Here is a 20,442-nt window from a genome sequence, read left to right as displayed (position 1 = left end):
GAGAGCGCGGCGGCGCTTCGGCCAATCAGCGTGACTGATCGGGCGCCGCCGTCAGACAGACGTTTTCAGGCAGTACCAGAGACAAGAGGATTCACAGCATGGCAAGCCTTTCCATCCGTGACGTGTACAAGACCTACCCGAACGGGGTGCCGGTTCTGAAGGGTGTCAACATCGACATCGAAGACGGCCAGTTCCTGATTCTGGTCGGCGGCTCGGGCTGCGGTAAGTCGACGCTGCTCAACATGATTGCCGGTCTCGAAACCGTGACCAAGGGCGAGATCCAGATCGACGGCAAGACCGTCAACAACCTGTCGCCGAAAGATCGCGACATCGCGATGGTGTTCCAGTCGTACGCGCTGTATCCGTCGATGACGGTGCGCGACAACATCTCGTTCGGCCTGAACATCCGCAAGGTGCCGAAGCAGGAGCAGACGCAGATCGTCGAGCGCGTGTCGAACACGCTGCAGATCAAGCATCTGCTCGACCGCAAGCCGGGCCAGCTGTCGGGCGGCCAGCGTCAGCGTGTCGCGATGGGCCGCGCACTTGCGCGCGATCCGGTGATGTTCCTGTTCGACGAGCCGCTGTCGAACCTCGACGCGAAGCTGCGTATCGAGATGCGCTCGGAAATCAAGCTGCTGCATCAGCGCCTTGGCACGACGATCGTCTACGTGACGCACGACCAGATCGAAGCGATGACGCTCGGCGACCGCATCGCGGTGATGAAGGACGGCATCGTGCAGCAGTTCGGCGCGCCGCAGGAAATCTACGACTCGCCGTCGAACCTGTTCGTCGCGGGCTTCATCGGTGCGCCGCCGATGAACTTCATCGAAGGCAAGCTGGTCGAGCAGGGCTCGGGCGTCGGCATCGAACTCGATACGGGCATCGCGCGCAAGGTGCTGGTGCTGCCGTTCGATTCGGCGAAGGTGCGCTCGCACGTCGGCAACAACGTGATTCTCGGCCTGCGTCCGGAGCGCATCACCGATGCGCGCAGCGCGCACGGCGACGACTCGAAGCTGCAGCCGGTCGAAGTGAAGGTCGACGTGATCGAGCCGACCGGTCCGGACACGCTGGTGTTCGCGCAGGTCAACGGCAAGCGCATCGTGAGCCGCGTGCACCCGGCGTCGAACCCGCAACCGGAGAAGAACGCGACGCTGCTGTTCGATACGTCGAAGGCGGTGTTGTTCGATCCCGCGAATGAAGAGCGCATTGCGTAAGCGGTCGCATACGCGCTAGAGACGCCGCTTCAGAAGAGCCCCATGCGTTCAGTTGCGCGTGGGGCTTTTGCTTTTTTTGCAGCCGTCATGCCGACTCTGGCAAACGCAAATCCGGATTGCTGCGCGCGAGCTCGCCGACCCAATCGATGAACGCGCGCAGCCGCGAACTCAGATTGCGGCGGTGCGCATACAGGATCGACAGCGGCGTGCCGGGGCTCGTGTAGTTGCCGAGAATCTCCGTGAGCGCGCCTTGCTCGATCAGCTCGGCGACCATGAAGCGCGACGGCTGGATGATGCCGTGGCCCAGCACGCCCGCGGTGATGTAGACGGAGCCGTCGTTGACGGCGAGCGTGCTGTCCATCGCGACGCGCTCGATTTCGCCGTCGACTTCGAATTCGAACGGGAAGGTCCGGCCGCTGCGCGCGGACACGTAGTTGACCGCGCGATGCTCGCCGAGCTCGGCCAGCGTGGTCGGCGTGCCGAACTTCTGCAGATACGCGGGCGACGCGCATGTGACGATGCGCGCAAGCCCGATGCGCTTCGCGACGAGGCTCGACTCTTCGGGCGTGCCCATGCGGATCACGCAATCGACGCCGTCCTGGATCAGATCGATGTTGCGATCCGCGAGACCGAGACGCACGTCGATCGCGGGGTATTGTTCGTAGAAGTCGTCGAGCGCGGGCAGCAGCAGCGAGCGCGCGAGCGTGCCGGACGTGTCGACGCGGATCGTGCCGGCCGGATTCTCACGCTTGTTCGATAGCGACGACTCGGCATCGGCGACGTCGGCGAGAATGCGCACGCAGCGCTCGTAGAACGACGCGCCGTCTTCGGTCACGCTGACCTGACGCGTCGAGCGGTTCAGGAGCCGCACGCCGACGTGTTCCTCGAGCGCCTGGATCGTGCGGCTGACCTTCGCGCGTGGCAGATCGAGCGATTCCGAGACCTTGGTGAAGCTGTTCGCTTCGACCACGCGCGTGAAGATCTCCATCGCTTCGAAACGGTCCATGGTGTGCCTTGTGGGTGGTGAGCCAAAAGAAGGGCGGGGCAGGCTTGCGACACGACAGGAAGTCTACAGCCACGAAATCAGGTTGTCTGCCGTGCCCCGTTCGCGCGAATCTGCCACCGCCGCTCGCGGCTCAATCCCGGTCTGGCGCACCCAGCGGAAATAGCGGCCGATACGGCCGCGCCTCGTCGACCGCGCGGGCGAACGACGGCCGCGCGAGCAGCCTCTGCCGGTACGCGCGCACGTGCGCGAACGCGGAGTCGATCGGATGCGTCCAGTCGGCGTAGAACAGAAACGGGGCGGCGCCGCAGTCGGCGAGGCTGAAGCTGTCGCCGGCGGCCCATTCGCGCTCGGCCATGTGGCGGTTGAGCCAGGCATAAGCGGTGTCGAGCATCGCGCGTGCATCGGCGACGCCACGCGCGTCGCGCTCGGCTTCGGGACGCAGGCTATCGAACACGACCTTTTGCTGCGGCGTCGAAATGTAGTTGTCGAAGAAGCGGTCCAACATGCGCACATCGAGCGCGGCGCGCGGGTCGGCCGGCAACAACGCGACAGGCCCCGGATACTGCAGGCCCAGATATTCGATGATGATGGTCGCCTCGACCACCGTGCGCCCGCCGTCGACGAGCACCGGGAAGCGCTTGATCGGCCACAGCGCGGCGAATTCGGCCATGATCTGCGGGTCGTCGTACGCGAGCACGCGCATCTCGAACGGCGTGCCGTTTTCGTACAACGCGGTCAAGGCCTTCTGGCAGTACGACGAGAACGGATGGGCATAAAGCTTCAGGGGCATCGCGATCACCTTTGAAGGTTGCACAGCACGAATCCACGGTGGCGACGAGAGCCACCGCGCGACGGCCAGGCTGGCCGTTTACCCCACGACGAACGACGGCCGAAAAAATCGACCTCAGACCTTCAGGTTCGTCTGCGGCGGCAACGAACCCGGCTGCAACAGCACGACCACCGCGCCGGCGCCGCCGTCATGCGGGCGCGCCTGACAGAACGCGATCACTTCGGCTTTCTGCACGAGCCACGCGCGCACTTTGCCTTTCAGCACCGGCTCCTTGCCGATCGACCCCAAACCCTTGCCGTGAATCACGCGCAGGCAGCGCAGGCCGCGCTTGACCGATTCGCGAATGAATTCCGCGAGCGCCTCGCGTGCTTCCTCGCGCCGCATGCCGTGCAGGTCGATCTGCGCCTGCACGATCCAGTCGCCACGCCGCAGCTTGCGCACGACGTCACGGCTCACGCCGGGGCGGCAATACGACAGCGTTTCGTCGGTTTCGAGCAGCACTTCGGGGTCGAACTCATCGGAAATCGCTTCGTGCAGCACCGCTTCCTCATCGAGCAGCGTCTGCACCGGCAGCGGCGGCGGGGGATTGCGCGTGAGCGTCGCACGTGGCGGAATCGCGAGCGGCGCGACTTCGCCGATCTCGCGGCGGAACAGATCGGCGTCGGCGGCCGCTTCGCGCTGCGCCGCTCGCGCCGCCGCCTGTTCGCGCTCGCGCCGCTCGGCGTCGCCCTTCAACGCTTCACGCAACGCCCCGAGTCCGGCGAGCCCGGACGCGCGATCGAGCTTCGGCGCAACGGCGGGCGCGGCTATTGCGGGTGCGGGGCGCGGGGCGGCTTGCGGGCGTTTCGGTTCGTTCGGATGGGGCTGATTCTTCGGCATGTCGGCAATACAGGCGGAGAGGTCGGTGGGTGGTGCGAAGCTGAGGCGGCAAAAACGACAAAGGCCGCCGGCATTGCAGCCGCGGCCTTCGTGAGCCAACGACGGCAGCGCTGCGCGCTACCGTCATTTTACTGTCGCGCCCGTTGTCGCGACATTGTGTCGCCGTATGGCGCCGCGGATCAGCGGATCACCGGTCCGCTTCCGCGCTCATCGCGTGCTCGCCGGCCATCTCGTTGATGGTCTCGAGATAGCGCTGTGCATCGAGCGCGGCCATACAGCCGGTGCCCGCGCTCGTGATCGCCTGGCGATAGATATGGTCCTGCACGTCGCCGGCGGCGAACACACCCGGCACGCTCGTCGCGGTCGCGAAACCGTTCAGGCCGCCCCTGGTGATGATGTAGCCGTTCTTCATCTCGAGTTGGCCTTCGAAGATGTCCGTGTTCGGCTTGTGGCCGATCGCGACGAACAGGCCCTGCAGCGCGATGTCGGTGGTCTCGCCAGTCTGCGTGTGCTTGATGCGCAGGCCGGTGACGCCGGAGGCGTCGCCGGTTACTTCTTCGAGCACATGGTTCCACTTGATTTCGACGACGCCTTCCTTCTCTTTCGCGAGCAGACGGTCGATCAGAATCGGCTCGGCGCGGAACTTGTCACGGCGATGGATCACGGTGACCTTCTTCGCGATGCCGGCGAGGTACAGCGCCTCTTCGACGGCCGTATTGCCGCCGCCGATCACGGCAACGTGCTGCTGCTTATAGAAGAAGCCGTCGCAGGTGGCGCAGGCCGACACGCCCTTGCCCATGAACGCCTCTTCCGACGGCAGGCCGAGATATTGCGCCGATGCACCCGTCGAGATGATCAGCGAGTCGCAGGTGTATTCGCCCGAATCGCCGATCAGGCGAATCGGCTTCTCATCGAGCTTCGCCGTGTGGATGTGGTCGAAGATGATCTCGGTGTTGAAGCGCTCGGCGTGCTCGAGGAAGCGCGCCATCAGTTCCGGGCCTTGCACGCCGTTGGCGTCGGCGGGCCAGTTTTCGACGTCGGTCGTGGTCATCAGCTGGCCGCCTTGCGCGAGGCCGGTGACGAGTACCGGCGCGAGGTTGGCGCGCGCCGCGTAAACCGCCGCCGTGTAGCCGGCGGGGCCGGAACCGAGAATCAGAACCTTGGCGTGTTTCGTTGCAGTTGCGGGCATGATCGAATCCTTGTACGGCGCGCGGCTCGCCATTGCGTAGCCGTGCGTTTTTGAACTGAAACTGTAGATGGGTATCAGACCGGCATTATAAAGGGCGGGGCCTACGGCTGCGCCATCAAGCTTTCTGATCGCCGCGATAGCGTGGCGGCGTGGGCGCGCGGTGCGAGCACGCGGCGCGATACGACGAATTCAGCGCGCGTCGCTCATCCATTTGTGGTCAAACCGCCAAGTTACCGTCATTTACAGCCTCGCGCGGGACACAGCGTTTACAATAGCCCGGATCGAAGTTTCCGGTAGCCGGGATCGGGCCTGAAGCCGCGCGCGGCGCGGCTCGGGCCGCGTTCCCGGCGGCAGTTTCAGCCTGAACCGGCTACCCCAGGCAACAGGATCAATGGCAAAAGCTCCCTATACCGCGAGCGCACAGGCATTGCCGCACCGCATGTCGCGCCTCTTCACCGAAATCCGCTGGATTCTGCAGGTGGCCCTCGGCGTGTTCCTGCTGATGTCCCTCGTCAGCTACAGCAGGCACGACCCGAGCTGGACCCATGCCGCGCAGGTCGACCATATCTCGAACTGGGCGGGCCGCGTCGGCGCGTGGACCTCGGACATTCTGCTGCTGCTGTTCGGCCTGTCCGCCTACTGGTGGATCGTGCTGCTCGGCCGCCACATCTCCGCGAACTACCGGCGCATCACCCGCAACGAAGAGCCGCAGGACGACGACGCGCCGCGCGGCGTCAGCTGGCTCGCGGACGCGTTCGCGTTCATGCTCGTGCTGCTGTCGTGCAACGGCCTCGAGGCGCTGCGCATGTGGTCGCTGAGAGTGCAGTTGCCGCGCGCGCCGGGCGGCGTGATCGGCGAGGCCGTCGCGCGCGGCATCTCGCATGCGCTCGGCTTCACCGGCGGCACGCTCGCGCTGCTGCTCGGTCTGGGGATCGGATTGTCGCTGTACTTCCGGTTTTCGTGGCTGTCGGTCGCGGAGAAGGTCGGCGAATCGATCATTTCCGCGGTGACGTTCGCGAAGCTGCGCCGCGAGGCCGGGCTCGATCGCAAGCTCGGCGAAGCGGCCGCCGTGAAGCGCGAAGGCAAGGTCGAGAAGGGCCGCGTGCGCATCGAGGAGCACGAGCCCGTGGTGATCGTGCCGCCGCTCGCCACGCCGGCGAAGTCGGAGCGTGTCGAGAAGGAACGCCAGGTGCCGCTCTTCACCGATCTGCCCGGCGACTCCACGCTGCCACCCATCTCCTTGCTCGACCCCGCACCCGCCGCGCAGGAAACCATTTCCGCGGACACGCTCGAATTCACGTCGCGCCTGATCGAGAAGAAGCTGAAGGACTTCGGCGTCGAAGTGAGCGTGGTCGCCGCGTATCCGGGCCCGGTCGTCACGCGCTATGAAATCGAGCCGGCCACCGGTGTGAAGGGCAGTCAGATCGTCAACCTCGCGAAGGACCTCGCGCGTTCGCTGTCGCTCGTGTCGATCCGCGTCGTCGAAACGATTCCGGGCAAGAACTACATGGCGTTGGAGCTGCCAAACCAGCGCCGTCAGACCGTGAGCCTGTCCGAAATTCTCGGCTCGACCGTGTATGCGGATGCCGCGTCGCCGCTCACGATGGGTCTCGGCAAGGACATCGGCGGCAAGCCGGTGTGCGCGGACCTCGCGAAGATGCCGCATTTGCTCGTCGCCGGCACGACCGGTTCGGGCAAGTCGGTCGGTATCAACGCGATGATCCTGTCGCTGTTGTACAAGGCGAGCGCCGAGCAGGTGCGCATGATCCTGATCGATCCGAAGATGCTCGAAATGAGCGTCTACGAAGGCATTCCCCACCTGCTGTGTCCGGTCGTCACCGACATGCGTCAGGCGGGCCATGCGCTGAACTGGGCGGTCGCCGAAATGGAGCGGCGCTACAAGCTGATGAGCAAGGTTGGCGTGCGTAACCTCGCCGGCTACAACAACAAGATCGACGAAGCGGCCAAACGCGAGGAGAAGCTGCCGAATCCGTTCAGCCTCACGCCGGACGATCCGGAACCGCTGACGCGTTTGCCGAACATCGTGATCGTCATCGACGAACTGGCCGACCTGATGATGGTCGTCGGCAAGAAGGTCGAAGAGCTGATCGCGCGAATCGCGCAGAAGGCGCGCGCGGCCGGCATCCATCTGATACTCGCGACGCAGCGTCCGTCGGTCGACGTGATCACCGGCTTGATCAAGGCCAACGTGCCGACCCGTATGGCGTTCCAGGTGTCGTCGAAAATCGACTCGCGCACGATCCTCGACCAGCAGGGCGCCGAGTCGCTGCTCGGCATGGGCGACATGCTGTATCTGCCGCCGGGCACTGGTTTGCCGGTGCGTGTGCACGGCGCGTTCGTGTCGGATGACGAAGTGCATCGCGTCGTCGACAAGCTCAAGGAGCAGGGCGAGCCGAACTATATCGAGGGCATTCTCGAAGGCGGCGTGAGCGGCGAGGGCGACGAAGGTTCGGCGGGAACCGCGTCCACCGAAGGCGAGTCGGACCCGTTATACGACCAGGCGGTCGACGTCGTGCTGAAGAACCGCCGCGCGTCGATTTCACTGGTGCAGCGGCATCTGCGCATCGGCTACAACCGGGCGGCGCGTCTGCTTGAACAGATGGAGAATTCGGGCGTGGTGTCGGCGATGTCGTCGAACGGCAATCGCGAGATTCTGGCGCCGGCGCGCGAAGCGGAATAGCCGCAACAAGCCATTGCGGCTATTGCGAGCGCTGCTGCGTATACCGCCTGTGCGCTATTGCGGCTCGACGCCGGGCCAGTCCCTTTGTGTTCAGCGAGGGCGGCGAGCCGGCACAGCCCATCACCGAATTCATTCAACGGAGAAATACCTATGCAAGCAATCGCGCAGCAGGATGCCCGACAGCGTAAAGCGGGCCGCCTCGGCGAGCGCGTGTGCCGCGGCATGCGCAAGATCGCGCGCGCCGCCGGCAGTGTCGCGATCGGTGCGTCGCTGCTCGTTGCGTCGCACGCGTTCGCAAGCGGCACCGAGCAACTGAAGGCCTTCGTCTCGCAGGTCCATTCGGCGCGCGGCACCTTCGTGCAACAGGAAGTGCGCGCGCCGAGCAAGGCGCAGGGCGCGAGCGGCGCGCTGTCCACCGCGAACCCGGGCAAGCCGACCACGTCGAGCGGCACGTTCATGTTCGCGCGGCCCGGCAAGTTCATCTGGCAATACGAGAAGCCCTACTCGCAATTGTTGCAGGCGGACGGCGACAAGCTCTTCGTCTATGACAAGGATCTGAACCAGGTGACGGTGCGCGCGCTCGGCAACGCGCTCGGCGCGAGCCCGGCGGCGATCCTGTTCGGCAGCAACGACCTGGAGAAGAATTTCACGCTGCGCGACGCGGGCATGAAAGCCGGCATCGACTGGCTCGAACTGACGCCGAAGGCGAAGGACACGCAGTTCGAGCGCGTCGGCATCGGCTTCAAGGACGGCAATCTGGAAGCGATGGAATTGCACGACGTGTTCGGCAACGTCACGCTGCTGACGTTCTCGAACATCCAGAAAAATCCGCCACTGCCGTCCGATGCGTTCAAGTTCACGGTGCCGAAGGGCGCGGATGTGATCAACGGGTGAATCGCGCGGTGCGCGCCGGCGAAGCCGCGCTTTTCGAGCGCGGCTTTTTTATTGTGCGCGGCACGAGGCGCGTGGATTGCTCACGATGCGCGCTCTGTGCCGCGATGAAAATCAAATCGTCGTGCCGGCAGACGTAATGATTTAGTGCGAGACTGTAAAGACCGCCATCGCTGATGGGCCGAGTTAGCGCGTACGATCATTTCCAGGATTGGGCGCACAGTCTCTAACAATTTTTTGCTGCAACGCAACAAAATAACGCCTAAACTGATTGAAGCTGGTTGTCGCTTCGAATGTCTGGAAAGGTGAGGCATGTCATGAGATTGTCTTCTTCACACGAGTTACGCTTGTCGCCGTCCCTCCATGTATTCGAGCAGGAGGGCGGATGGCATTGGGGAATCACGGTTCCACGGTCAGCCGGAAGTGGTTTCAAGGTCGTGGCATACAGCGAAAAAACCTTTATCGATGAGGCCGAAGCCCATCGGGAAGGCAATCGCGCGCTTGAACGTTTTGCCGACGCGCCGTCGGTTTCCCTCGACCGGCAATAACGCCATAGATTTTTTATGCATATAAGGTGCACATTATTTCGATCGCCGGTGAAAACCGCAATTGTTACCTGTCGGTAATACTTTGATATGCAACTGCATATCTTTTTTGACTTCCGAAAAATCGTAGCGATAATGTCTCGTTTTTGAGATATCGCTCTTACCTTGACTTTAGCGGAATATGAAACCACCCACGCGCTCAGCGTGGAACTGGACGGCGTGAACTATGCCGGAACCTATCGCGTCATGACGGGCACCGTCGTCGTCCACTTCGCGAACGAGAGCAAATTCGCGTCGTACGCACCGAACCGGCCCGAGACCGTCGCCCGTTGGCTGCTCACGGACCTGTGTCGAAAGGTCGAATCGCGTCGGCGCAAAGCCGCGAAAAAATAGCCGGCGGCGCGAACAGCGGCTGACGGTTTCAGGTCATAAAAAGACCTGCAATTGCACTGCAGGTCTTTGTTACTTTCTGGCGGCCGCGTCTAACGCAACGCGCTTAGACTAATGCGCTCATGCATACGCAGTCTTGCGCGCCGATACGAACACGTAGTAGCACACCGCACCGATCGCGAGCGACGGCAGCGTCGCGCCGAGATTCGGCAGCCATTGATTGATCACCTGATACGAGGCGATGCCGATCGCCCATGCGACGAACGCGCTCAGGTGCCAGCCGCCCGAGAAGCCGTAGCGGCCGCGCACATCGGCGAGCACCGCGGCATCGATGCGACGCTTGCGCACGATGAAGTGATCCATCAGCACGACGCCGAACAGAGGCGCGAATACCGAGCCGATCAACAGCAGGAAATTCTGGTACTTCGCCATCGGCACGAGCAGCGCGATCAGCGTGCACAGCGCGCCGAACGCGCCCGACAGCAACGGCACGCTCGCCCGCGTCCAGAACGTGCCGGTCGACACCGCGGCCGAGTGGATATCGGCGAACGCATTGTCGATTTCGTCGATCAGGATCAGCAGCAGCGCAAACCCGCCGCCTGCTTGCGCGAGCGCGCCGGTCAGCAATGCATCGCCGCCGCCGGCCGCGAGGCCATAGACCGCGCCGAGCGCATAGAACCAGATGTTCGCGATGCCATAGCCGTACAGCGTGCCGCGGAACGTCTCGCCAGCGCGACGGCCGAAGCGCGTGTAATCGGCGATCAGTGGCAGCCACGACAGCGGCATCGCGACCACGAGGTCGACCGCGCCGCCGAACGACATCTCGCCGGTGCCGGGACGCTGCATCAGATCGGCGAGATTGTGGCGCGCGAGCAGGTTCCACGTGAGCCACGCGGCGCCCGCGAGCAGCAGCCAGATCCCCCACTTGCGCAGAAAGCGCCGCACGAAAGACAGCGGCCCGCTGATCGCGAGCAAGGTTGCGAGCAGGCCGAAGATCACGGTCCACACGAGCGGCATCGACAGGCCGAAAGCCTGCTTCGCGAGCGCATCGGCGGAATCGCGCATCACGATTACCTCGAACGAGCCCCAGCCGACCAGTTGCACCATGTTCAGCACGGCCGGCACCGACGCGCCGCGCACGCCGAGCGTCGGACGCAGCGACGACATCGCCGCGAGCCCGGTGTCGGTGCCGATCACGCCCGCGAGCGCGAGCAACACGACGCCGATCACGCTGCCGAGCACGATCGCGACGAGCGCATGCGGCAGCGACAGCCCCGGCACCAGCAGCGCGCCCGCCTGGGCGACGAGCAGGCCGATGCCGAGCGAGAACCACAGCGCGAACGCGTCGCCGGTACGGAACGCGCGGCGCGCGTCGGGCACCGGCGAGAGCGGCGCGTAGGTGGAGCCGGCTTGGCCGGCGACAGAATCTTGAGCCATCTGATGTGTGTTCCTCCTGGTGGTGCGGTGAAGCTCTGCTGTGAATTTATGCGCTGTCGGCGCGCCGGGTCGGCCATCGCGCGGTCGCCGTCACTGTCATAATGCAGGACGTTGCCCGCGTTCTTGCCTCTGATTGCGGCAGTGCGCGGGCTTTGCGCTTGTCCTGCGCGGCGCCGCTCGAACGCGGTGCGTACCCGGAAAGCCGAGATTATCCCCAAAACGTCATGTTTGAAGAAACCCGTGCCAATGTTCCGCTCGCCGAACGCCTGCGGCCACGCAATATCGACGAAGTGATCGGCCAGTCGCATCTGCTCGGTCCGAACAAGCCGCTCAGGGTCGCGTTCGAATCGGGCGAGGCCCATTCGATGATCCTGTGGGGCCCGCCAGGCGTCGGCAAGACCACGCTCGCGCGGCTGATGGCCGATGCGTTCGACGCGCAGTTCATCGCGTTGTCCGCGGTGCTGTCGGGCGTGAAGGATATCCGCGAGGCGGTCGAGACCGCGCAGATCCATCGCGCGAACGGCCATCAGACGCTGGTGTTCGTCGACGAGGTGCATCGCTTCAACAAGAGCCAGCAAGACGCGTTCTTGCCGCACGTCGAGTCGGGCCTGTTCGTGTTCGTCGGTGCGACGACCGAGAATCCATCGTTCGAGGTCAACAGCGCGCTGCTGTCGCGCGCCGCGGTCTACGTGCTGAAGAGCCTGACAGACGACGAACAGCGCGAGTTGCTCGAGCGCGCGCAAAAAGAACTCGGCGGCCTCACGTTCACCGACGAAGCGCGCGCCGCGCTAATCGGCTCCGCCGACGGCGACGGCCGCAAGCTGTTGAACAACCTCGAGATCGTCGCGCGCGCGGCCGCGCAGCAGAAGACCACCCAAATCGACGGCGCGTTATTGGGCAGCGCGCTCGCGGAAAATCTGCGCCGCTTCGACAAGGGCGGCGACGCATTCTACGACCAGATCAGCGCGCTGCATAAATCGGTGCGCGGCAGCAACCCGGACGGCGCGCTGTACTGGTTCTGCCGCATGCTCGACGGCGGCGCCGACCCGCGCTATCTGGCGCGTCGCATCGTGCGCATGGCGTGGGAAGACATCGGCCTCGCGGACCCACGCGCCGCGCGCATCACGCTCGACGCCGCCGAAACCTACGAGCGTCTCGGCTCGCCCGAAGGCGAACTCGCGCTCGCGCAGGCGATCATCTATCTGGCGGTCGCGCCGAAATCGAATGCCGGATACAACGCGTACAACGAGGCGCGGCGTTTCGTCGGCAAGGACCAGTCGCGCGCGGTACCGGTGCATCTGCGCAACGCGCCGACGAAGCTGATGAAGGAACTCGGCTACGGCCACGACTATCGCTATGCGCACGACGAACCCGATGCGTACGCGGCCGGCGAGACCTATCTTCCGGACGGCATGCGCGAGCCGCATTGGTACGAGCCGACGCCGCGTGGCCTCGAAGGCAAGATCGGCGAAAAGCTCGCGCGGCTTGGCGAGCTCGATGCGCGGTGGCGCGCCGAGAACAAGCCGAAGAAGGCTTGAGGCGTTTCGCCTTGGCCGGTGCGTTAAAATCGCGGTTTCATACAACGAACATCCGTCCCATCCCATGCTCGACATCCAGTTGCTGCGCAAAGACCTCGACGGCGTCGCCAAACGCCTCGCCGACCGCGGCTATACCCTCGACGTCGCGGCCTTCACCGCGCTCGAAGCGGAACGCCGCGATACCCAGACCCGTACCGAAGAACTGCAGGCGCGCCGCAACAGCCTGTCGAAGCAGATCGGCGCGATGAAAGGGCGTGGCGAAGATACGTCGGCGGTCATGGCCGAAGTGAGCGGCATCGGCGACGAGATGAAGGCGTCGGCGGTCAAGCTCGAAGACATCCAGAAGCGTCTGTCGGATCTGCTGCTCGGCGTGCCGAATCTCGCGCACGAAAGCGTGCCGGTCGGCAACGACGAAGCCCATAACGTCGAAGTGCGCCGCTGGGGCACGCCGCGACAGTTCGACTTCGAAGTCAAGGATCACGTGGACGTCGGCACGCCGCTTGGCCTCGACTTCGAGACAGGCGCGAAGCTGTCGGGCGCGCGCTTCACGATGCTGCGCGGCCAGATTGCGCGGCTGCATCGCGCGCTCGCACAGTTCATGATCGACACGCACACGCAGCAACACGGCTATACCGAGATATACACGCCGTACATCGTGAATCCGGACATCCTGTACGGCACCGGCCAGCTGCCGAAGTTCGCGGACGATATGTTCCGCGTCGAGAAGGGCGGCGGTGAAAGCACGGTCACCCAGTATCTGATCTCGACCTCGGAAATTTCGCTGACCAACACGGTGCGTGAGAGCATCGTCGAAGCGGACGCACTGCCGATCAAGTTGACTGCGCACTCGCCGTGCTTCCGCTCGGAGGCGGGCTCGTACGGCCGCGACACGCGCGGCATGATCCGCCAGCATCAGTTCGACAAGGTCGAGATGGTGCAGGTCGTCGCTCCTGACGCATCGTACGACGCACTCGAGCAGATGGTCGGCCATGCCGAGGCGATTCTGCAGAAGCTCGAACTGCCGTATCGCGTGATCACGCTGTGCACCGGCGACATGGGTTTCTCCGCAGCGAAGACCTATGACCTCGAAGTATGGCTGCCCGCGCAGAACACCTATCGTGAGATTTCGAGCTGCTCGAATACCGAGGCGTTCCAGGCGCGACGCATGCAGGCGCGTTTCCGCAACGCGCAGGGCAAGCCGGAACTCGTGCATACGCTGAACGGTTCGGGTCTCGCGGTGGGCCGCACGCTCGTCGCGGTGCTCGAGAACTTCCAGAACGCCGATGGCTCGGTGACGGTGCCCACGGCTCTGCGGCCTTACCTCGGCGGCGTGGAGCGGCTGGACGTGCCGGCGGCCTGAGCGTCACCGGCATGTGCGCAGGCGCGGTATCGTCGCGTTTCTGACGGTGCCGCTGCCGGCACCCAGGCCTCTCGGAAAAAAAAATTTGGAAGTTTTTTCGTCGAGGGACTTGGAAAACTGATTCCAGCTGTTTTATAATCTTTTTCTCCCAAGCAACGGCCCGCTTGGATCCGACGAAGCAGCAGCGAGTTGGAATACCCGGAAAGGTGGCAGAGTGGTCGAATGTACCTGACTCGAAATCAGGCGTACGGTTTCCCCGTACCGTGGGTTCGAATCCCACCCTTTCCGCCAAATTCTGAAACCCCTTGATCATCGAGATCAAGGGGTTTTTGTTTTTGGGTCTTCGAATTGTTTTGCCAAGGCAATCCGATATTGTTCAAGCATTATTTCTATTGGCGAAATCTATTGTTTCAATTTTTTGTACATGAGCTATTCGCTGCTCGTGGTCTTTCTCATTCCCATTTCCATACAAATCCCTTAAACGATACATGCTGCGCCGTCTCCTGATTCATATGCGGGGACATATGAGGAATGTGGCCGTCGCGCGCTATAGGGGGTCGAAGTAAGAAAATTTGCGGGCGACCCGCCCCCCGATCGACTTCTTAAAGTGCGAATCTTCGCGGACCCAACACATCTCCGCAAGATCTGCCTTTTTTTACAAATAAATACGATTTTTGGTTGGGCTCGGTCATTCGTTCAGGGTACGATTTACGCCGTCAGCAGCTTTTACGGGAATAATTTTCCTGTAAGACAAGAGTTGCGGCAGTAATCGGTAAAAGGTTCGCAAGGCAAACGTTTGCGGACCGACGCGCACCAGCATTGTCAATCTGGACCACCGCGAGGAGCCTCTTCGCGAGCATCGGTTCAATCGGACATCACAGACGTGCGTTCCACGGCACCTCAGGACTAATGTTTTTAAGGAATGCAAATTCATTTGCATCCAATCCTTATGCATTGTCCGTCCGAATCACAGCGAATTCACCTTTGGTCTTTTTATCGGGAATTTTCCCGACATTTGGAATTACTCTGCGATGATAAAACGACGTCAATTCATTGGGGGTCTCACGGCCCTGAGCGCAAGTTATCTTTTGGCCGCATGTGGTGGCGGTGGATCCGGCACCGCGGACGACAAGACTGCCGCTGCTGCCGCTGCATCCGGCGCTTCCGGTACCGCGGCTTCCAAAACGGCCGTCGCAAAGACGAGCGATCCGAACAGTGTCTCCATTCCGCCCGCCTCGTCCATCACGGACAACTCCGGCAACGTCTGGACGCTGTCCGGAGGTGTCGGTGGCTCGGTCTACTGCAACGGTTCGCCGGCAAGCAACACCTACAACGTGCAGATGGTCCTGTTTTACGCCGGCGTGATCTATCACGAGGGCACGGGTGGTCAGTTCTACCAATGGACGGGCTCGGGCTGGAAAGGTTGCATCGACCCGCGCCTCGGTGGCACCTCGGCTGATGGCACCACGATCCCCGGTTCGTCGTACATCATCGACAAATCCAACAACATCTGGACGGTGAACAACGGTGTCATTCTCTGCAATGGGGCGCCCGTAGGCAACACGTACAACGTCTCGCTGCTGTTGTGGTACGGCGGCAAGATCTGGCATTGCGGCACGGGTGGCCAGTTCTACGTGAACAACGAGACCGCCGGTCATTGGCTGCCATGTAGCGATCCGCGCACCGCGATCGCACCGGCCGCGGGCATGTTCTACGGCATGAACGGCCACTTCGACTACACCTACACGCCCCAACAGGTCGTGTCGATCCTGAAGGGCATGGGCTGCACCAGCTATCGCGTGGGCTGCACCAACTCTTCGAACCAGCTGAACGCACTGATCGGGCTTGCGCAGGCTTTCCAGTCGGCGGGCATGACGTTGGTCGTGCTGATCAATCAGGGCGTCTACGACTCCAATGGCAACGTGTTCGCCAACGAGAGTGCCGCTTACAACCAGGGTTACTCGGTCGCCCAAGGCATCGCGAACGCACTGAAGCCGTATGGCGTGACCATTTACGAATGCGGCAACGAGTTGACGCGCACGAACGCCACCGTATTGGACTTCACCTCTGCGGGCACGAAGGCGTCGGACTTCAACAACGCGAACTGGCCGGCGATGCGCGGCGTGATGCGCGGCATGATCGACGGCGTGAAGTCGGTTCAGTCCAACGCGAAATGCGGCATCAACTTCTGCGTGAACGATGTCGGCGCAGCGGACGCGCTGTGGGAAGGTATGCAGCCCGATGGTAGCGGCGGCCACCCGACCGTGCGCTGGGATATCACCACGTGGCACAACTACGAGGTGTATGGCGACGTGTTCTCGCTCGGTGCGGACGGCGCCCAACCTGGCTTCGATCTGCCGACCTATTGCAAGGCCCGTTACGGCGTGCCGTTCCTCATCACCGAGTGGAACACCGGACCGGAACGGGACGAGACCTATCGTGGGAACTACATCACGACGAGGCTCGGCGAGTTCTATCAGAATCGCAAGACGCACAATATCCAGGGCGTCATGTATTACGTGCTCGACAGCGGCGACCAGACGTTCGGCATCGTGAAAAACGGCACGCCGTTGAACCCGGCGTACAGTGCGTTCCAAAGTTTCACCGCAGCTAATCCCGACAACTAAGCCGGGGATCTCGACGCAAGCAGCCTTGCGCGTCAGTCAGAATCGCGCCCGAACCCTTGTCTCAGCGTATCGAGGCTAGGGGGCGGGTGTCTCATGCGACTCGAACCCCCTCCATTACCTCCGTCAACGCGCCCGGCGACGACCGCGAAGCCGAGCGGACCCACAATTTAGTACGGGAAACTGAACGATGGGCGTTGCATGGCTCGATCAACGTTCGAGCCTTCTCGCCGCAAGTCCATGTGAACGCGCAAGCCGGGCAAGCCGACCACGCACGAACGGGTCACCCCGATTCGGGCGCGTGCCCCGGCATCGCCCCCCTTAGCGCCGCCGCCTTCCGAGCATCTTTTCAGCCGGTTTGCCCGGGGTCCCTCCGCGATCCTCTGTACAATTGCCCGAAATCGCCCATCGAGCGGCGGTTGCGGGCCGCCGGGCTTTCGCGCGCGGCGGGTCATCTCGCGTTTGGACCCGCGACTCACATCGACTGAATTCATGGCCATTACCTACAAGACTCCCGACGATATCGCGAAGCTGCGCATTGCAGGCCGCCTCGCGGCCGATGTGCTGGCAATGATCGGCGAGCACGTCAAGGCAGGCGTCTCGACCGACGACCTCGACGCGCTGTGCAACGACTACATCGTCCATACGCAGAAGGCGATTCCGGCCAACGTCGGCTATCTGGGCTTTCCGAAAACCGTCTGCACGTCGGTCAACCATGTCGTGTGCCACGGCATTCCGAATCGCGGCGAGATCCTGAAGGACGGCGACATCATCAACATCGATGTCGCGATCATCAAGGACGGTTATTTCGGCGACACCAGCCGCATGTACTGCGTCGGCCAGCCGAGCACGGTCGCGCGTGCGCTGATCGACACGACCTACGAGGCGATGGTGGCCGGCATCCGCGAGGTGAAGCCGGGCGCGACGCTCGGCGACGTCGGCCACGCGATCCAGAAGGTTGCGCAGCGCGAGGGCTTCTCGATCGTGCGCGACTACTGCGGGCACGGCATCGGCAAGATCTATCACGAGGACCCGCAGGTGCTGCACTACGGCCAGCCGGGGCAGGGCGTTCGCCTGAAGCCGGGCATGGTCTTCACGATCGAGCCGATGATCAACGCGGGCCGCGCCGGCACGTCGGTGCAGCGCGACGGCTGGACCGTGATCACGAAGGACCGCTCGTTGTCGGCGCAATGGGAACACATGGTCGCAGTGACCGACGACGGCTATGAACTGCTGACGCCGTGGCCGGACGGCACCGGCGACTACGACGCACCGTGAGCGGGATCGCATATTCTGGTCAATAATAAATTTGACTCGCCGGCCGGTTCGGTTAAAGCTACGCGTTAGGGTTTCCAGGGGTTTTCGTCTGCATGAGTCCGTCATTGACCGTTCGCCGCATCACTGCTGATCAGGGCGCCGTTTTTCGCGAACTCCGCACCGCCTCGCTGCGGGAGGCGCCATATGCCTTCGGCGCGACGCTCGAGGATGCGTTGTCGGCCGATGCCGCCAGTTTCGACGCGACCGCGGCGAATCACGCGGTTTCGCAGTCCGTCGGCACCTTCCTGCTCTACACCGAGGGCCATCCGGCCGGCCTCGTCGAGGCGCATTTCGACGACACCGCGGCGCGCCGCGCGTTCGTCTGCGAATTGTGGGTGGCGCCGGCCGTGCGTCATCTGCGCGGCGGCGAACTGCTCGTCGACACCGCGAGCAGCTGGCTCGCGAATGCGGGCGCCACGGAAATCTACGCGTGGGTCGCCGACACGAACCGCAACGCGATGCGCTTCTACGAGGCGCTCGGCTTTGGCCCGACCGGCGAGCACCGGCGCGTCGAGCGCGCGCCCGAGCAGGTCGAAAGTCTGCTGGTGCGGCACGTGCCGACTACCTCGCAGGTGCTTCAACAGTGATCACCCGGGCGGCGCGTTGCGCGTGCCGCTCGTCTTCGCCGTCCGTTCATCACGGTCTTTTTCCCCCCAGTATTTTTGTTGCGCACCGTCGCGCGTCGATAGCATCGACGACACGCGTCGCGCCCACGCGCGCGAGCACCGATTCTCCCGGGAAAAATAGTGGCCGCGCGCACGTACGCCTGTAAAATACGCAAAATTTTTTGCCGAACGCTATGTCGCCCAAGAAATCGCCCTTTTTCGAACTGCGCAGCGGCTCTGTCGACACGCTGATGTTCGTGGTCAAAACGACCGACCTCGATGCGATGCGTGTCGAGCTGACGCGACGCTTCGAGGCGACCCCCGAATTCTTCGCTAACGACGTCGTCGCGATCGACGTACGGCGTCTCGCCGACAGCGAACGCGTGCCGCTCGCCGATATCGCGCAACTGCTCGACAGCGTGCGCATGCGTCCGGTCGGTGTGGTCGCGAATGCGGAGCAACAGTGGGCGACGGAGTCGGGATTGCCGCTGCTCGAAGCGCGCGACCGACGCGGCGCGCCGGCCAGACAGGCCGATGAGGACAGCACGGCGAGCGCGGCAAGCGCGGCGGCAGGCGCCGAGGCAAGCGCCGGCACGAGCGCGGCCACCAGCACCGCATCCGCAACCGCCAGCACCGCTTCCGCCGCCGTCGAACCCACCTCCGCCGCCGAGCCGGTGCGCCTCGCCACGTCGCCGCAAACGATGGTGGTCGACAAGCCGCTGCGCTCCGGCCAGCGCATCTACGCGAAAGGCGATCTGGTGGTGCTCGGTCTCGTCAGCTATGGCGCCGAGGTGATCGCGGAAGGCAACATCCATATTTACGCGCCGCTGCGCGGCCGGGCATTGGCCGGCGTGCAGGGCAATCACGACGCGCGCATCTTCTGTACGTGTCTCGAACCGGAACTGATCTCGATCGCGGGCATCTATCGAACGACTGAGAACCCGCTGCCGGCCGACGTGCTCGGCAAGCCGGTGCAGATCTGGCTCGAAGACGAAAAACTGATGATCGAACCGCTGCGGCTCACGTAAAGCGCCGAGAAACGCGCGCTGCCCGAGCGATTTCGGCACGCGGCGTTTCAGGGCGACGCGCGCCGCGCATCAATTGACGCATTTGACGAACACAAGGTAAGGGTAATGGCAAAAATCATTGTGGTGACTTCGGGCAAGGGTGGCGTGGGCAAGACGACCACGAGCGCGAGCTTTGCGTCGGCCCTCGCGTTGCGCGGCAGCAAGACCGCCGTGATCGACTTCGACGTCGGCCTGCGCAACCTCGACCTCATCATGGGCTGCGAGCGCCGCGTCGTGTACGACCTGATCAACGTGATCCAGGGCGAAGCGAATCTGAACCAGGCGCTGATCAAAGACAAGAAGTGCGAGAACCTGTTCATCCTGCCGGCCTCGCAGACGCGCGATAAGGACGCGCTGACGATGGAAGGCGTCGAGAAGGTCATCAACGATCTGATCGCGATGGACTTCGAATACATCGTCTGCGATTCGCCGGCCGGTATCGAGTCGGGCGCGCTGCTTGCGATGCACTTCGCCGATGAAGCGCTGATCGTTACGAACCCGGAAGTGTCGTCGGTGCGCGACTCCGATCGCATTCTCGGCATCCTGTCGTCGAAGACCAAGCGTGCGATCGAAGGCAAGGAGCCGATCAAGGAGCATCTGCTGATTACCCGCTACAACCCGAAGCGCGTCAGCGAAGGCGAAATGCTGTCGCTGACCGACATCCAGGAAATTCTGCGCATCGATCTGATCGGCGTGATTCCGGAGTCGGAAGCGGTGCTGCACGCGTCGAACCAGGGTCTGCCGGCCGTGCATCTGGACGGCACCGATGTGGCCGAAGCCTATAAGGACGTCGTGTCGCGTTTCCTCGGCGAGCAGAAATCGCTTCGCTTTGTCGATTACCAGAAGCCCGGGCTGCTGCAGCGCCTCTTCGGCACCAAGTAAGGGGAGC

17 protein-coding genes and 1 tRNA gene are annotated in these 20,442 nt (G+C 63.3%); 13 read left to right on the top strand and 5 right to left on the bottom strand.

Annotated features, from left to right (window positions below):
• Positions 1–98: 98 nt before the first annotated feature.
• On the top strand, positions 99–1,214 hold the full coding sequence (locus AB3X94_RS36440) for an ABC transporter ATP-binding protein (protein ID WP_013088733.1): 1,116 nt from the start codon (positions 99–101) through the stop codon (positions 1,212–1,214).
• 85 nt (positions 1,215–1,299) lie between these two features.
• Here the strand turns inward: AB3X94_RS36440 and AB3X94_RS36435 are convergent, their stop codons facing one another.
• The 4 genes from AB3X94_RS36435 to trxB form a co-directional block, all read right to left on the bottom strand.
• Positions 1,300–2,220: a LysR family transcriptional regulator gene (locus AB3X94_RS36435; protein WP_176109290.1), complete on the bottom strand. Its 921-nt coding sequence runs from the start codon at positions 2,218–2,220 to the stop codon at positions 1,300–1,302.
• 130 nt (positions 2,221–2,350) lie between these two features.
• The gene (locus AB3X94_RS36430; RefSeq protein WP_176109289.1) at positions 2,351–3,010 is read right to left on the bottom strand and encodes a glutathione S-transferase family protein; all 660 of its coding nucleotides are present in this window, start codon (positions 3,008–3,010) and stop codon (positions 2,351–2,353) included.
• Positions 3,011–3,124: 114 nt separating this feature from the next.
• On the bottom strand, positions 3,125–3,889 hold the full coding sequence (locus AB3X94_RS36425; protein WP_368614033.1) for a Smr/MutS family protein: 765 nt from the start codon (positions 3,887–3,889) through the stop codon (positions 3,125–3,127).
• A gap of 187 nt (positions 3,890–4,076) precedes the next feature.
• Positions 4,077–5,078 (bottom strand): thioredoxin-disulfide reductase, encoded by a 1,002-nt coding sequence (trxB, locus tag AB3X94_RS36420; RefSeq protein ID WP_368614032.1) that lies wholly within the window; start codon positions 5,076–5,078, stop codon positions 4,077–4,079.
• 391 nt (positions 5,079–5,469) lie between these two features.
• On the opposite strand from trxB, the gene AB3X94_RS36415 reads away from it, so the two are divergent.
• The 4 genes from AB3X94_RS36415 to AB3X94_RS36400 all read left to right on the top strand — a co-directional run bounded on the left by AB3X94_RS36415 (position 5,470) and on the right by AB3X94_RS36400 (position 9,608).
• Positions 5,470–7,779 (top strand): DNA translocase FtsK, encoded by a 2,310-nt coding sequence (locus AB3X94_RS36415; protein WP_176121170.1) that lies wholly within the window; start codon positions 5,470–5,472, stop codon positions 7,777–7,779.
• 150 nt (positions 7,780–7,929) lie between these two features.
• Entirely contained in the window at positions 7,930–8,673 is a 744-nt protein-coding gene (gene lolA, locus AB3X94_RS36410; RefSeq protein ID WP_368614031.1) for an outer membrane lipoprotein chaperone LolA, read from the top strand.
• 314 nt (positions 8,674–8,987) lie between these two features.
• Positions 8,988–9,218: a hypothetical protein gene (locus tag AB3X94_RS36405; protein WP_176109284.1), complete on the top strand. Its 231-nt coding sequence runs from the start codon at positions 8,988–8,990 to the stop codon at positions 9,216–9,218.
• A 162-nt stretch (positions 9,219–9,380) separates the two neighbouring features.
• Positions 9,381–9,608 carry a hypothetical protein gene (locus tag AB3X94_RS36400; RefSeq protein WP_176109283.1) on the top strand — a complete coding sequence of 76 codons (228 nt, stop codon included), beginning with the start codon at positions 9,381–9,383 and terminating at the stop codon, positions 9,606–9,608.
• 117 nt (positions 9,609–9,725) lie between these two features.
• Here AB3X94_RS36400 and cytX read toward each other — a convergent pair whose 3' ends face one another.
• Positions 9,726–11,042 carry a putative hydroxymethylpyrimidine transporter CytX gene (cytX, locus tag AB3X94_RS36395; RefSeq protein WP_176109282.1) on the bottom strand — a complete coding sequence of 439 codons (1,317 nt, stop codon included), beginning with the start codon at positions 11,040–11,042 and terminating at the stop codon, positions 9,726–9,728.
• 224 nt (positions 11,043–11,266) lie between these two features.
• Here cytX and AB3X94_RS36390 point away from each other — a divergent pair, with 224 nt between their 5' ends.
• From AB3X94_RS36390 to minD, 8 genes are all read left to right on the top strand, one after another.
• A complete protein-coding gene (locus AB3X94_RS36390) occupies positions 11,267–12,580 on the top strand; it encodes a replication-associated recombination protein A (RefSeq protein ID WP_368614030.1) in 1,314 nt (437 codons plus the stop codon).
• A 64-nt stretch (positions 12,581–12,644) separates the two neighbouring features.
• Positions 12,645–13,940, top strand: coding sequence for a serine--tRNA ligase (serS, locus tag AB3X94_RS36385; RefSeq protein WP_176109280.1), 1,296 nt, complete (start codon positions 12,645–12,647; stop codon positions 13,938–13,940).
• Positions 13,941–14,140: 200 nt separating this feature from the next.
• Positions 14,141–14,231: transfer RNA gene (locus AB3X94_RS36380), tRNA-Ser, on the top strand.
• A gap of 740 nt (positions 14,232–14,971) precedes the next feature.
• A complete protein-coding gene (locus AB3X94_RS36375; protein ID WP_368614029.1) occupies positions 14,972–16,567 on the top strand; it encodes a hypothetical protein in 1,596 nt (531 codons plus the stop codon).
• A gap of 489 nt (positions 16,568–17,056) precedes the next feature.
• Entirely contained in the window at positions 17,057–17,842 is a 786-nt protein-coding gene (map, locus tag AB3X94_RS36370) for a type I methionyl aminopeptidase (protein ID WP_176109278.1), read from the top strand.
• Between the two features lie 92 nt (positions 17,843–17,934).
• The gene (locus AB3X94_RS36365; RefSeq protein WP_026227959.1) at positions 17,935–18,468 is read left to right on the top strand and encodes a GNAT family N-acetyltransferase; all 534 of its coding nucleotides are present in this window, start codon (positions 17,935–17,937) and stop codon (positions 18,466–18,468) included.
• A gap of 212 nt (positions 18,469–18,680) precedes the next feature.
• The gene (gene minC / locus AB3X94_RS36360) at positions 18,681–19,514 is read left to right on the top strand and encodes a septum site-determining protein MinC (RefSeq protein ID WP_176109277.1); all 834 of its coding nucleotides are present in this window, start codon (positions 18,681–18,683) and stop codon (positions 19,512–19,514) included.
• A gap of 105 nt (positions 19,515–19,619) precedes the next feature.
• Entirely contained in the window at positions 19,620–20,435 is an 816-nt protein-coding gene (gene minD / locus AB3X94_RS36355) for a septum site-determining protein MinD (protein WP_013088749.1), read from the top strand.
• Positions 20,436–20,442 lie beyond the last annotated feature (7 nt).

Source organism: Paraburkholderia sp. BR10923 (assembly GCF_040948765.1).
In the GTDB taxonomy this organism is placed as follows: Bacteria; Pseudomonadota; Gammaproteobacteria; order Burkholderiales; family Burkholderiaceae; genus Paraburkholderia; species Paraburkholderia youngii.
This window is presented reverse-complemented; position numbering and strand designations above follow the sequence as displayed.

Bases quoted from the DNA above. Each gene is read 5' to 3' on its own strand.
- AB3X94_RS36440 (WP_013088733.1), top strand. From the start codon at position 99: ATGGCAAGCCTTTCCATCCGTGACGTGTACAAGACCTACCCGAACGGG.
- AB3X94_RS36435 (WP_176109290.1), bottom strand. From the start codon at position 2,220: ATGGACCGTTTCGAAGCGATGGAGATCTTCACGCGCGTGGTCGAAGCG.
- AB3X94_RS36430 (WP_176109289.1), bottom strand. From the start codon at position 3,010: ATGCCCCTGAAGCTTTATGCCCATCCGTTCTCGTCGTACTGCCAGAAG.
- AB3X94_RS36425 (WP_368614033.1), bottom strand. From the start codon at position 3,889: ATGCCGAAGAATCAGCCCCATCCGAACGAACCGAAACGCCCGCAAGCC.
- trxB (WP_368614032.1), bottom strand. From the start codon at position 5,078: ATGCCCGCAACTGCAACGAAACACGCCAAGGTTCTGATTCTCGGTTCC.
- AB3X94_RS36415 (WP_176121170.1), top strand. From the start codon at position 5,470: ATGGCAAAAGCTCCCTATACCGCGAGCGCACAGGCATTGCCGCACCGC.
- lolA (WP_368614031.1), top strand. From the start codon at position 7,930: ATGCAAGCAATCGCGCAGCAGGATGCCCGACAGCGTAAAGCGGGCCGC.
- AB3X94_RS36405 (WP_176109284.1), top strand. From the start codon at position 8,988: ATGAGATTGTCTTCTTCACACGAGTTACGCTTGTCGCCGTCCCTCCAT.
- cytX (WP_176109282.1), bottom strand. From the start codon at position 11,042: ATGGCTCAAGATTCTGTCGCCGGCCAAGCCGGCTCCACCTACGCGCCG.
- AB3X94_RS36390 (WP_368614030.1), top strand. From the start codon at position 11,267: ATGTTTGAAGAAACCCGTGCCAATGTTCCGCTCGCCGAACGCCTGCGG.
- serS (WP_176109280.1), top strand. From the start codon at position 12,645: ATGCTCGACATCCAGTTGCTGCGCAAAGACCTCGACGGCGTCGCCAAA.
- AB3X94_RS36375 (WP_368614029.1), top strand. From the start codon at position 14,972: ATGATAAAACGACGTCAATTCATTGGGGGTCTCACGGCCCTGAGCGCA.
- map (WP_176109278.1), top strand. From the start codon at position 17,057: ATGGCCATTACCTACAAGACTCCCGACGATATCGCGAAGCTGCGCATT.
- AB3X94_RS36365 (WP_026227959.1), top strand. From the start codon at position 17,935: ATGAGTCCGTCATTGACCGTTCGCCGCATCACTGCTGATCAGGGCGCC.
- minC (WP_176109277.1), top strand. From the start codon at position 18,681: ATGTCGCCCAAGAAATCGCCCTTTTTCGAACTGCGCAGCGGCTCTGTC.
- minD (WP_013088749.1), top strand. From the start codon at position 19,620: ATGGCAAAAATCATTGTGGTGACTTCGGGCAAGGGTGGCGTGGGCAAG.